The sequence below is a fragment of the Nesterenkonia haasae genome (assembly GCF_010119385.1).
GTDB lineage: Bacteria > Actinomycetota > Actinomycetes > Actinomycetales > Micrococcaceae > Nesterenkonia > Nesterenkonia haasae.
This window is the reverse complement of record NZ_VFIE01000024.1, coordinates 89,371-102,374: the sequence shown is the minus strand read 5'-3', so window position 1 is coordinate 102,374 and position 13,004 is coordinate 89,371. Positions and strand designations below refer to the sequence as shown.

Genomic DNA, 13,004 nt, shown 5'->3' with positions numbered 1-13,004 from the left:
CTACTCACATAGAGAGACGGACATAAGTCCGCTAAGCGGTCAGTACTTCTGAAAGGCATCGACATGGGCTCAAGCAGTGATTCTCACGACAGCCGGGCAGGATTGCCCCTCGAGGGCATCGTCATCGCCGACTTTTCCCGAGTGCTGGCTGGTCCCTACGCGACTATGCTGCTGGGCGACCTCGGTGCTGAGGTCATTAAAGTCGAGGGTCCCCAGGGAGACGACACCAGAAGCTGGGTACCCCCAAAGCGGCCGGACGGGGTCTCGACCTACTACGCATCGATCAACCGAAACAAGAAGTCGATCGCTCTAGACTTCAAAGATGCAGAAGATCTGCAAACGGCCCAAGAGTTGGCATTCAGTGCGGATGTCATCATCGAGAACTTCAAGCCGGGGGGCCTTGAGAAGTTCGGCCTCGATTATGACTCGGTGATCGCGCAGAACCCGACAGTGATCTACTCCTCCATCACCGGATTCGGCACTCGCGGAGAGGGAGCCAAGTATCCGGGGTATGACCTGATCGTCCAAGCAATGTCCGGCTTGATGAGCCTCACTGGTGACCCTGAAGGCACCCCTTACCGCGCCGGGATCAGTGTCTTCGACGTCATGGCCGGATTGCACTCCACGATCGGCATCCTGGCAGCCCTACGGCTCAAAGACCAGACGGGTGAAGGCACACACGTTGAAGCCAGTCTGATGGCCTCGGCGCTGTCGGGACTGGTGAACCAGACACATGCCTATGTAGGCGGCGGAGTCACGCCGATGCGTATGGGCAACGCCCACCCCTCGTTATACCCGTACGAGGCCATGCCCACTGCAGACGACGACGTGATCATCGCCTGCGGCAACAATTCTCAGTTCAAACGGCTCTGCGAAGTTCTCGGCATCCCCGAGATCGCTGAAGACGAACGCTTCGCCGACGTAGGGGACAGGACCGACCGCAGGAGCGAGCTTCATCCGATCCTCGTCGCGGAACTCTCCAAAAAAACAGCAGCCGATCTCTTTACGGAGCTCAACGCAGTAGGCGTGCCGTGCGGCCCCATCAACACCATCAGTCAGGGCGTGGAGTACGCACAGGATCTTGGCCTCGAACCCATCGTCGACGTGGGCAGTGGAGAGGGAACCGTCCCAGGCGTCCGCCACCCGCTGAGCTTCAATACCCTCCAACCCCGCTATGAGCTGCCACCACCGACACTCGGAGAGCACACGGACGAGATCAAGAACTGGCTCAAATCTCTCAGAAACAACAGGAGCTCATCATGAGTGAATCTTCCCGTTACCCCACCTCACTGGGGACCTCGACCCGCGATGAAATCAACCTCATGGGTCACTCTTTGGCTGAGGATTTGATGGGCACAGTGGGATTCGCCGAACTAGCGTTCTGGATGACCGCCAACCGGCGCCCTACATCGGGCGAGCTGAGGACCTTCGAAGCCGTCCTTGTGGCGCTGGCGGACCACGGATTCACCCCCACCGCTATCGCCGCCCGACTGACCTACCTCTCAGCTCCTGAATCTATCCAGGGAGCGATCGCCTCGGGACTGCTCGGCGGCGGCTCCCGGTTCCTTGGAGTCACCGAGGATACCGGCAAGTTCCTGAACCAGGCACTCGCGGATGCAGAATGTCCGGTGCCGCAGACGGATGCCGAGTTCGACGACCTTGCACGGAAGGTGATCCTAGAGGCGCGTGCCGAGAAAGCTGTCATCCCCGGCTTAGGTCACCCCGTCCACAAGGACGGGGATCCACGAACTCCCCGGTTACTTCAGATCGCTGAGGAGGGCGGCACCCGTGGAGCGCATCTGCGGCTATTCGAGGCCATCGGCAGAGTCAGCGAAGAGGTGCTGGGAAAGAAACTTCCCCTCAACGGCGCTGGTGTTTGCGGCGCGGCGCTCGCTGACATCGGTCTGCCGGTGGACTTTCTCCGCGGCTTCGCCCTGCTGGCCCGGACAGCCGGGCTGTTGGGGCAGATCGCCGAAGAGCGCAGGAACCCAGTGGCCAACAAGATTTACATGCATGTCGACCGTAATGCCGAATACACGCCTTGCAGCACGGAAGAAGAGGTCTGACGATGGCAGAACTGACCGCCGTCCTGGCGAGCACTCACCACCCTTTCTACTACAAGGCGACAACCTCACCCGAAGAGCAACGCCCTCCCTATGCCGGAGCCTGGCAGCGAAAGGTCGAAGCGTACCGGGCGACTCTCACGGCGGCAGAGCCGGATATTCTGGTGATGGTGGGGGCCGACCACTTCCATCAGTTGTGGTTGGACAATTACCCGCAGTTTCTCATCGGCCAGCAGGAAGTCTACGACGCGACCTTCTACAACGAAGAGCGTGAATTCGGGATACCTACCTTCAGGCTCGACGGAGAAGTCGAATTCTCGAGGTTCATGCATCGGGAACTCATGGGTGCCGATTTCGACTTTGCGGTGAGCCACGAGCTCAAGATTGACCACTCCATCATCTGTCCGATCATCACGGTGAGGCCTGATGCGGATCTTCCCATCGTTCCCATCTACACGAACATCTTTGTGCCCCCGCTGCCCTCACCCAAGCGTTTCTACGACCTGGGGCGGGCTATCCGGCGCGTCATCGATGCCTACCCGACAGATAAGAAGGTCGCAGCCATCGGAACCGGGCACCTGTCGCTCGAATTGGGCGGGCCCCGTCAATTCGGGGAGCACGGCCCTGATCCGCTTTTCGACGCCGCAGCCATCGAATGGTTATCCACAGGGAACGCCGAGACGATCCTTGCCAATGTGACGCACGAAACCATGTCTCAGGCCGGCAACGCCACCCACGGTTTCATGGACCTTCTGTTGATGATGGGCATCGCTGGAGAGGGAGAGCACGCTGACTACGTTGACCAGCTGGACCTCTTTCACACACGGGAGATGTACATGACCTGGTATCCGAACAGGAATCAGCAGCAGAAGGAGGCAGCCGAACGCGCAGCCCGCGTCTCAGGTGCGAGTCTCGGGCCCATTTATGCTCATGATCCTGTGTGGGACCAATTCAGGGAAGGTGCCACCGCATGAGCATCTACTTCGTGAACAAGTTTCTCTACACCATTGACCGTTCACCTGAATGGGTCGCTGCCTATAAGAACGACCCGAGGGGGAGTGTGGATCGGTGGGAAGAGGAGGTCGGGCAGTGGCTGCAGCCAGCGGAGAGGACCACATGGCTGAGCTTCACCCCCGATGAGCGTGAAGCACTGGCGACCCATGACTACGTGTGGTTGTTTGAGCATGGGGCACACTTTTTCCTCAACCTGACGCTCTTCATTGCACTTTACGACGAGGAATACGCTGAGCGGTCCGGTCCCCTCTCATTCCAGCGTGAGATGGCGGACAAGTTGAGTCCTTGGCTCGGACAGGAGTATCCCAGCGTCGGACTCTGAGCTCAATCAGACCGGCGCTGCCAGTTACCCTAGAGCGCAAGAGTCGCCCGGGTCCTGGTAGGGCGTTCTGTGTGGTGGACCTCGATAGGAAGAGATTCCCAGCCGCTCCAATCCCGTTCCACCGCCTCCGCTGTTTTCATCAGGCGCGGCAAGTGCTCCTGCACAAGAGTCTGCACTGAGGTCTCAGCAGCGTGGACAGTAGTGTTCATGGCTGCTCGCACTGCCCCAGAGGCGTCCCGGACAGGTACGGCGATTGACCGGATGCCTCTGGCAAGCTCCTCGTCGGCCAGCGCCCACCCTTGGGATCGAACCTGATCCAATTCCTCGAAGAACGACTTCCGATCCCATTGGACGACCGGAACGACAGCCGACGCCGAGGGTTGCGTCAACCGGTCCAGGACATCTCGCCGTTCCATTTCGGCCAGGAGGACTTTGCCCTGCGAGGTGGGAGGGGCCGGGAACTTTGTTCCTATATCTACGCGCATACCAATGAGCTTGGGTACGGCGACGCGAGTGACGTAGACGATGTCCGGACCGTCTAGCTGACTCATAGACGAGGATTCCCCAGTTTCAGCCACAAGTGTCTTCTGGTGGGGCCTCGCAACCTCCCAAAGTCCCAGCGAGCTGACGTAGCTCATCCCCAGCTCAATGACCTTCGGAGTGAGCTCGAACCGTCCGTCATCGGCGCGCACGTAGCCCAGTTCCTGCAGCGTCATCAGAATCCGGCGCGCAGTCGGCCGGGCTAGATGGGTGCGCTGGGCCACCTGGCTCAGTGTCAGTTGCGGATACTCAGCCGAGAACGCCTTGATGACATTGAGCCCACGTGAGATGGCCTCAATGAATTCTGGAGCTCGTTCTGGCATCAGCCACCCCTACTTTCTAACGGACACGTGGACGGTTCGCACATTTCCCTGAGTGTAGGCGCTGGCGTGGGAGATCGCTACGGTTCCGCTTCGCAACTGGTCAGATGCGAGCTTTCGGGCCCAGGGTCAGGATTGTCCGGCGAGCTGCTTCTGATGGGCGCGCGCGTGGTGTTCGAGTTTGACCGTCCACACCTCGCCGGGCTCCATCAGCTTGTGTTTGCCCTCTACGTTGATGTCGATCGGTTCAGCTGAGCCCTGGGAGAGGTTCAGGGTGACGTCATCGTGGTTGATCCGCACCAGGATCGGCTGGTTGCGATAACGCATCCGGAATGTCACCTCAGGGACATCATCGGGCAGCAGCGGGCGAAGCCACAGGGCGTCTGCGCGAGTCTCAATGCCGCCGTAGCACCGGATCACCATATCGACGGTCCCGGCCATCGCCCCGAGGTGAACGCCTTCGCGAGTGGTGCCGCCCTGAGTATCGGACAGATCGGCCTCCAGTGCCTCCCGGAAGAGGTTCCATGACCCCGCTCGGTCGAACCGAGCAGCCACCCAGCCGTGCACCACCCGGGACAGCGTAGACCCATGGGACGACCTGGCCAGGTAGTACTCGATTGTTCGCCCGAAGTCCGTCATGGTGAGCTCGTATCCCATATGCTGCAACGTGCCGATCAACTCATCAGAGCTGAACAGGTAGCACAGCATGAGCACATCGGCCTGCTTGGAGAGCTTGTATCGGTTAGTTGCGTCCCCTTCGGCCTGGAGAATCAGGTCCAGCCGGCCAATATTGCCGTACTTTGCCTTATACCCAGTCCAGTCGAACTCCAGCAGATCCTCGTAGCCCTCAAATTGGCTGATCACCCCGTCTTCGTGGAACGGCACCCGAAGCCGTTGCGAGATGTGCTCCCACTGAACCAACTCATCTTCGAAGATGTCCAACCATTCGCTCAGCGGATCGTCGCGCGAGTCCAACTCGCGCACCAGATGCGCGGTATGCCGCAGCATCCAGGATGTCAGCACATTGGTATAGGCATTGTTCTTCAGCCCTGAGCCTGGGGTGTCCGGGTACCCGTCGTGATACTCGTCGGGGCCCATCACTCCGCTGATGTCATATCGGTCCGCGGCGGCGTCGTAGTCGGTCATGGACACGAAGAAGCGTGAGACCTCAACGAGGATCTCTGCCCCGTAGTCGGAGAGGAAGGTGTAGTCCTGGGTCGCCTCAAAATACTGGAGCACCGAATAGGCCACTGCGAGGGACACATGCCGCTGCCGGTGTGAGTGGTCCGGCATCCACATCTGGGACCGGGGGTTCCACAACTCTGAGGGGGTTTCCTCGCGACCGTCAGAACCAGCCTGCCAGGGGAACATCGCGCCAGCGTAACCGGCGGCCCGGGCGGCGGCGCGCGCCTCCCCCAGGCGCCGGAACCGGTACATCAGGATTCCGCGGGTCAGCTCCGGGCGGCGCAGCGTGAGCATGGGGTACATGAACAGCTCGTCCCAGAACAGGTGGCCGCGGTAGCCCTCTCCAGAGAGCCCGCGCGCCGGCAAGGACGCATCCAGGTCCCTGCGAGCGCCGAAAGCGGTCTGCAGCATGTGGAAGGTATGGAGGTTCAGTGCAAGTTGCTGCCGGGAATGACCGGGGCCGATCGACACTGCGAAACGATGCCACAGGGTGCCCCACATCTCTTCGTGATACGTGAGCATTTCCCGGAAACACGTAGCGCGCTGTACCCGCTTGACTGCGTTGTGCCACACAGTTGAGATCGCGTGATCATGAGTGTTGGAGGCCGCTGCGATCTTCTCAATGATGACGGGTTCGCCCTCTGTCAGGCTCACGGAGATGTCATGACCTGCCACCAGGTCTGACTCCATCACGGGCCGGCGCATCGGAGCAGTCTTGGTGTTGACTGAGGTCCGTGTCGCCACAGCGATCTGGACCCGTGACTGATTTGTCTCTGTCTCCAGGAGAACGGTCTGGCCGTCAACCTCTCGTGAATCCACCGGATTCAAGTGGTTGCCTGCGAGCTCCCGATCCGCGGCCACGTTCCTATTGGCGACCCGTCCTTCGATCATGGAGCGCACGTTGACGTTGCCCGACCAGTTTTCAGCCTCGATCTTGACCTCCATAGCCGCCAGGTGCACTCCGGCCAGGGTCTGGAACTGGCGGAAGGTGACTTTTGTCCGGCGTCCGTGCAGGTCCTGATAGCGGGCGACGCGAGTCAGAAGACCCCGGCGCATATCGAGTTCCTGGCAGTAGTCCACAAGTTCAGGCGAACCAGGAAGCAGAGGATTGCCGGCCTCCGGCGTGATCTGCACATAGGTCCAGTCGGGGATATTGACCATATGCTCGGTCTCGACCGTCTTGCCCATGATGTCTGTCTTGAGTCTGTTGAAGACACCGGCGAGGTAATTCCCCGGGTAGTGAGTCGCATCAGCGCTGGTTCCGGGGTAGGAGGCGCGGGTTCCCCAGTACCCATTGGCCATATGGCACAAGACCTCGCGGGTGGGCTCTTCCAAGGGTTCGAAGGAGTCGTAGGTGAGCACCCAGTTCGGGTCGTAGGGCCTCGTGGTGCGCGTGTGCAGACGCGCCACGGAGAGGTCTGACACCACAATGTCGGCTCCGCCGTCCTTGAGTCGGCGCGGGTCCCCGCCCCGATTGAGCCCCACAACCATGCCGAAGTTTCCCGCCCTGCCGGCCTGGACCCCAGAGACCGCATCTTCCACGACAATCGCATCCTCAGGCTCCACCTCGAGCTGAGCCGAGGCGTGCAGGAACATATGCGGATTCGGCTTGCCCGGCAGTTTCAACTCCAGGGCGTCGGTGCCGTCCACAATAGTGTCGAAGATCTCCATAAGGTCGGCCCGTCGGAGCACTTCGCGGCCATTGCGGGAGGACGTGACGAGGGCTGTGGGGATTCCATCCTCGCGGAGCCGCTGAATCAGCTCAACAGTGGTTTCAAAGACATCGACGCCGTCCCTATCCATCACTGCCTGGAAGAACCCCTGTTTGCGGGCGGCGAGACCGTGGATGCTCAACGTTTCGGCGGGATCGTCCGGTGAACCCTCGGGTGCTTTGACGCCGCGGGCGCGCAGGAGGGTCCGCACGCCCTCCTCGCGGGGACGCCCGTCCACGTAGTTCAGGTAGTCCTCCTGGGTGAACTCGGGCTGCTTGGTGCCGGTGAGCTCAGTCAGGGAAGCGTCGAACAGCTCTTTCCATGCCGTAAAGTGCACCCCTGCGGTATCTGTGACCACACCATCCATGTCAAAGAGCACGGCACGGAAGTGCCGGAGCGCGTGGCGCTTCGCTTCGGCACTGTGGCGGAAGGGGTTTTCGAACGGGTGCATTGCCACCTCAAGGTCATGGCTGGGTCGAGGACTGACACTTCGTCGTGCACGCGAAACCATACTATGGTGGCTCCGCTTCACCACCATAGAGTGTCGCGGATTTCGCCTGTGTGTCATTCCGCACCTTCAGGTGCATGTGGTGCCTCCTAGGGCTCCTGCCCATCGGCCGCGGAGGACAATGCCTCATTGGGTTCCATAAAGGGCCGCCCATGGGCATCGCTGACCGACTGGTGGGTGACATTGCCCGCCATGGTGTTGAGCCCCCCGGTCAACGCTGGATTCGCGGCTAATGCGGCAGTGACTCCCCGGTCAGCCAGTGCGGTGATATAAGGCAGGGTGACGTTGGTTAAGGCGTACGTGGAGGTACTCGGAACGGCTCCCGGCATATTGCTGACGCAGTAAAACACTGTGTCATGAACGGTGAACGTGGGGTCATTGTGTGTGGTTGGCCGGGAGTGCTCAAAGCAACCCCCTTGGTCCACAGCGATGTCCACCAACACGCTGCCGGGTCGCATGGAGCGCACCATGGCGTCGGTCACCAGTTTAGGCGCCTTGGCACCGGGGATGAGGACTGAGCCGATGACCAGATCGGAGTCGTGGACCGCGCGCTCAACCTCGAGGGCATTGGAGGCGATGGTCTTCAGGCGGCCGGAGTACTGGGCATCCAGCTGGCGGAGTCGATCGACGTTGATGTCCAGGATGCTCACCTCCGCTCCCAGTCCGACGGCCATGGCTGCGGCGTTGGTTCCGGCGATGCCTGCTCCGAGCACTGTGACCTTGGCGGGGGGAACCCCAGGCACACCACCCAGCAGTACGCCCCTGCCCCCGACTGGGGCGGTGAGGGCATGAGCACCGGCCTGCACTGACAGGCGCCCCGCAACCTCACTCATCGGGGCGAGCAGCGGCAAGCGGTGGTCAGCGGTTTGCACAGTCTCGTAGGCAATTGCCGTCACACCGGCGTCCAGTAGTGCTTGAGTCAGCGCTGGTTCAGCAGCAAGGTGCAGGTAGGTGAAGAGCACCAGTCCGTGGCGGAAGCGATGATATTCGGACTCCAACGGTTCTTTGACTTTGAGCACGATGTCCGCCCGAGCCCACAGGTCATCGGCGTCGGTGACGATGGTTGCGCCAGCGGCACGGTAGTCGTCATTGGTAATGGCGGAGCCGATGCCGGCGCTGTCTTCCACGAGCACCTGGTGGCCCCGCTTGGTCAGCTCATGGACACCGGAGACGGTGATCGCCACACGGTGCTCGAAGTTCTTGACTTCGCGGGGTACGGAGATGATCATGCATTTCCCTTCGAAGAAACAATGATGAGTTGTGTCAATCATCTCGAAAAAAGCCACAAGATGCGATAGTTTCGAAGAATATTCGGCAAATGGCCAATAATGGCAGAAGGATGGAAGTTATGCCCCCGAAACGGGCCCGTGCATCGAAGGAACTGCAAGGAAGCTATGACCTAGATCACATCGATCGTCAGCTGCTCGAATTGCTGCGTGACGATGCGCGCATGACGAACCAGGCGCTCAGTGACGCCCTAGGTGTCGCGCCTTCCACCTGTCTGGCTCGAATGAAGGCACTGCAGCAAGCAGGGGTGATCCGGCGGTTCACCATCGACGTCAATCCGAGGGCTCTCGGGCGGGGAATAGAGGCGCTGATCAGCGTAAGGCTGCGCCCAGGGGCCCGGCAGCAGATGGCGGCCTTCGGAGAAAACCTCAAGAAGGTCCCGGAGGTCACTCAGTACTTCTTTGTCGGCGGGATGGATGACTTCCTCATCCATGTCACTGCTCGCGACACGGACCACATCAGACAGTTCGTTTTGGAGCACCTATCAGCGGATCCTGTCGTGGCTACAACCCAGACCAGCCTGGTGTTCGACCACGTCGCCGGACCTGCCTCCCTATGATCTCCTGGTCAGCCAGTGCTACCGTCAACTCATGCCTCGCCGGTCAAGCATCGAACTGACTTTCCGCGAAGTCACTGGCTCCTCGCGGGACTCCACCGTGCCTGCCGGCGTCGTCGTCGACTGGATCGATAAGACGGCCTACGCCTGCGCCGCCAGTTGGTCCCGGTCGCAGTGCGTGACCGCCTATGTGGGAAATATGCACTTCACGGTACCGGTGCCTCGCGACACCCCGGTTACGGTGCAGGCCCGCGTGGTGCACACGGGTCGGGCGAGCGTGCACATTCAGACCCGCGTGCTGATCAAAAAGGAGTCCGGTGGATGGCAGACATGCACTGAGTGCTTCATGATCTACGTGGCAGTGGGCCCGGACGGAGAAGTAGAGCCCGTTCCCAGTTTCGAGCCCACCACTGACCTGGAATGCCGCCGGGATGTCGACGCCGCCCGGCGGATGATATACCGCAAGCGGGTTGAGGAGACGATTCAGTCGCTGCCGAAAACCTTCAGCTCCTCTGAGGCTCTGACACTGCGATTTCTCGTCAGCACGGAGGAACGGTACCCGGATGGGAAAGTTCGCGGTGGGGTCGTGATGAAGTGGATCGATCAGGCTGCTGAGATCTGCGCGGAAAGGTACTGCGACTATGACGTAGTGACCGTGCTCTCCGGAGGGGTGCGGTTCTACCGGCCCATTACGATCGGAGACTTGGTGGAGGTCGATGCGCGCCTTGTCCTCACCGGTTCCAAATCAATGCATGTGTTGGTTCGAGTCCGGGCCGGAGACCGGTGGGACCGCAACCCGGAAGACGTGGCATATGGGTTACCGGTCATGGTCGCTCCCGATGGCACTGGTTCAGCGCGGCGAATCGTCCGCTGGGAGCCAATCAGCGAAGAGGACCACGAGGTTGCGGAGAAAGCCCGCCGCATTCGCGATCTGCGCAATGCAACACTGCTCACCCCTTCCCCGTACTCCGGCCCCAATGAGGGAGCGGTGGATCCGACCACCATCACCGAGGCTGCTCCAGGGTGACCACGCAGCCTCCAGCAGCTTGTATGCCGTCATCCCTGAGGCGGATGCTCAGCTGCCCTGACGTTCATTAGGCTGGGGTCAATGAGTCAGCAGCCACCACCAGTCCCCAACCCGTATGGGCCACCTCCCGCCGGCTGGAGTCCCCAGTCGGGGCCTCCGCCTGGCTGGCGGCCAGGGTTACCTCCGCAAGCCGCAGGACCCCCTCCCGGGTGGAGACCAGCGCAACGGAAGCAGCAGAAAGACTCCGAACCCGGATCATTCACCTGGTGGGATCTCGGCGCCACGCTTTTCTATGTGGTGGGTTTCCTCACAGGATTGGTGGGCCTGGTTGCGCTGCTGCCCCCCGTCAACGCGCTGCTCACCGGGGATGAGATTCAGGCTCAGCAGGGGACCTTCCTGATCAATGCTGTTGGCTACGGAATTCTGGCCGCGATCGCCGTGGCACTCTCAGGAGCCGCCCTGTGGCGCTCGATCAAGGCCTTCAGCTATCTCTGGTGGCTGAAGCTGCTTCTCGTCCCCTTTGCCTGGTTCGCCTCGATTCTGCTGAATCTGATCATCATTGTGTTAATTCTCGGATCAGATGGCGAAACATCCGAGAACCAGGCAGCCATTGACGCTATGCTCCAAGCGATCCCGCTGCTGGCGGCAGTGGCAGTCATCGGCATCCTGGGTCCTTATGTGGAGGAATACTTCTTCCGGCACCTGCTGATCGGCAAGCTTTCCAAATACATCAATGTGTGGATATGCGGGGCGATCTCGGTGGTCGCGTTCCCACTGATCCACTTCATCCCCGCGCTCTTGGGAATGGCCGATGACCTCACATTCGTTGCCGTTGTCCCCTACCTGACAATGGGCATCATCATCACCGTCGGATACATCGTCACGGGTCGCAACCTGTTCTATGCGTGGCTGCTGCACGCGTTCAACAATGTGATGTCGTTGCTGCTGAGCTATTTCCTAGTGCCCTGGTTGGGTGATCATGCCGGGGAACTTCAGAGCACCTTCTGGCTGGCTAGCGTCATCGGGTGACTCAGAAGCACGACGACGCCAGCTCCCCAGAAGCCAGCGACCCCCGCCCGCTGCCCAGGCAGATTTTGGCACTCGCAGTGCCCGCTCTGGGGGCTCTGGTCGCGGAACCGCTGTTCCTGATGGCAGATACCGCCATCATCGGGTGGCTGGGCACAGCTCAGCTTGCCGGTGCCGCATTGGGTGTGACTGTGATGCACACCGTGGTGGGGCTCATGATTTTCCTGGCTTACTCCACCACTCCAGCGGTAGCGCGCTTTGTCGGCGCGGGGAAGACCTCCAAGGCGCTGGCCGCGGGCCGTGACGGACTGTGGTTAGCGCTGGGGTTAGGGGTGGTGCTCGCCCTGGCTGGACTGGCAGCTGGGGAAAGTGTGCTGCAGGCTATGGGCAGTGCCGGCGCGATCCATCCGCACGCGATCGACTACTTGCTGTGGTCCCTGCCCGGGCTGCCCGCGATGCTCCTGGTCTTTGCGGGAGTGGGGGCGCTGCGGGGTTTTCAAGACACTAAGACCCCCTTAGTAGTGGCCGGATGTGGCTTCGCCGCCAACGCCCTGCTGAACCTCCTTCTCGTCCACCCTGTCGGGCTAGGTGTGGCAGGTGCGGCGATAGGTACGTCCATTGCCCAATGGGGAATGGCGATCGCGTACCTGGTGATCCTGGTTCCGCGGATGCGAGCTGAAGGGGTGACGTTGGGCGTTGATCCGATAGCGCTCCGCTCCGCCGCGCAGGTGGGTGGGTGGATGTTCCTGCGGACCCTTACTTTGCGGGCTGCGTTGGTGGCTACTGTCATCGTCGCCACGGACTTAGGGCCAGAAACGCTTGCGGCCCACCAAGTTGCCTTTACTTTCTTCTCCACGCTGGCGTTCGTCCTGGACGCACTGGCCATTGCCGCGCAGGCTCTCATTGGACGTGAGCTGGGCGCCAGCAAGCCTGTCTCCGCCCGGCGCATGACTCGTCTCATGACCTGGTGGGGAATCGGGTTGGGGGCGTTGACGGGCGCTCTGACCGCCCTGGCAGCACCATGGGTGCCTCTGCTGTTCACCCCTGACGACCAGGTGGCGCAGATGATCACGTTGGCACTGTTCGTCCTGGCCGCAGCTCAGCCAGTGGCGGGTTACGTGTTTGTCCTGGACGGTGTGCTCATGGGAGCCGGAGACGTGCGGTACCTAGCCCTGGCGGGAGTGGTCAACCTCGGCGTGTACCTTCCCATCCTGTGGTGGGTCGCGCAATCAGTGGGTCGGGAAGGTTCGCGGTTGAGTGGTGAACCGATCCTGTGGTTGTGGCTCGCATTCGGTGTGCTCTTCCTCGGTGCTCGTGCCCTGACACTGGGTGCCCGTGCCGTCACGGACCGGTGGATGGTTCTCGGAGAGACGCGGTGAAGTAAACTTGCGGCCGTGCCAGTGACCCGCATTGATCCTCAGACCGCCGCTGCTCTTGTCCGTCC

General features: G+C 61.1%; 11 protein-coding genes. 8 read left to right on the top strand and 3 right to left on the bottom strand.

Annotated elements, in window-relative coordinates:
- The first annotated feature begins 63 nt into the window (after window positions 1-63).
- From FH975_RS12415 to FH975_RS12400, 4 genes are read left to right on the top strand one after another with little or no spacing between them, the layout of a single operon-like run.
- Window positions 64-1,263 carry a CaiB/BaiF CoA transferase family protein gene (locus FH975_RS12415; protein ID WP_162321619.1) on the top strand — a complete coding sequence of 400 codons (1,200 nt, stop codon included), beginning with the start codon at window positions 64-66 and terminating at the stop codon, window positions 1,261-1,263.
- Entirely contained in the window at window positions 1,260-2,066 is an 807-nt protein-coding gene (locus FH975_RS12410) for a citryl-CoA lyase (RefSeq protein WP_162321618.1), read from the top strand. The genes FH975_RS12415 and FH975_RS12410 overlap by 4 nt, the downstream gene beginning before the upstream one ends.
- 2 nt (window positions 2,067-2,068) lie before the next feature.
- Window positions 2,069-3,037 (top strand): DODA-type extradiol aromatic ring-opening family dioxygenase, encoded by a 969-nt coding sequence (locus FH975_RS12405; RefSeq protein WP_162321617.1) that lies wholly within the window; start codon window positions 2,069-2,071, stop codon window positions 3,035-3,037.
- Complete coding sequence (locus FH975_RS12400; RefSeq protein ID WP_162321616.1) at window positions 3,034-3,399, top strand: hypothetical protein; 366 nt, start codon at window positions 3,034-3,036, stop codon at window positions 3,397-3,399. The genes FH975_RS12405 and FH975_RS12400 overlap by 4 nt, the downstream gene beginning before the upstream one ends.
- Window positions 3,400-3,428: 29 nt before the next feature.
- Here the strand turns inward: FH975_RS12400 and FH975_RS12395 are convergent, their stop codons facing one another.
- The 3 genes from FH975_RS12395 to ald form a co-directional block, all read right to left on the bottom strand.
- A complete protein-coding gene (locus FH975_RS12395) occupies window positions 3,429-4,262 on the bottom strand; it encodes an IclR family transcriptional regulator domain-containing protein (protein WP_162321615.1) in 834 nt (277 codons plus the stop codon).
- A gap of 126 nt (window positions 4,263-4,388) precedes the next feature.
- Entirely contained in the window at window positions 4,389-7,607 is a 3,219-nt protein-coding gene (locus FH975_RS12390; protein WP_162321614.1) for a beta-phosphoglucomutase family hydrolase, read from the bottom strand.
- A gap of 146 nt (window positions 7,608-7,753) precedes the next feature.
- Complete coding sequence (gene ald / locus FH975_RS12385; RefSeq protein WP_162321613.1) at window positions 7,754-8,893, bottom strand: alanine dehydrogenase; 1,140 nt, start codon at window positions 8,891-8,893, stop codon at window positions 7,754-7,756.
- Between the two features lie 119 nt (window positions 8,894-9,012).
- Here ald and FH975_RS12380 point away from each other — a divergent pair, with 119 nt between their 5' ends.
- The 4 genes from FH975_RS12380 (at window position 9,013) to FH975_RS12365 (ending at window position 12,939) form a co-directional block, all read left to right on the top strand.
- The gene (locus FH975_RS12380) at window positions 9,013-9,510 is read left to right on the top strand and encodes an Lrp/AsnC family transcriptional regulator (RefSeq protein ID WP_162321612.1); all 498 of its coding nucleotides are present in this window, start codon (window positions 9,013-9,015) and stop codon (window positions 9,508-9,510) included.
- A 31-nt stretch (window positions 9,511-9,541) separates the two neighbouring features.
- Window positions 9,542-10,534, top strand: coding sequence for an acyl-CoA thioesterase (locus FH975_RS12375; protein ID WP_162321611.1), 993 nt, complete (start codon window positions 9,542-9,544; stop codon window positions 10,532-10,534).
- 81 nt (window positions 10,535-10,615) lie between these two features.
- Entirely contained in the window at window positions 10,616-11,563 is a 948-nt protein-coding gene (locus FH975_RS12370; RefSeq protein ID WP_162321610.1) for a CPBP family intramembrane glutamic endopeptidase, read from the top strand.
- Window positions 11,560-12,939: an MATE family efflux transporter gene (locus FH975_RS12365; protein WP_162321609.1), complete on the top strand. Its 1,380-nt coding sequence runs from the start codon at window positions 11,560-11,562 to the stop codon at window positions 12,937-12,939. Before FH975_RS12370 ends, FH975_RS12365 begins: the two co-directional genes overlap by 4 nt.
- Window positions 12,940-13,004 lie beyond the last annotated feature (65 nt).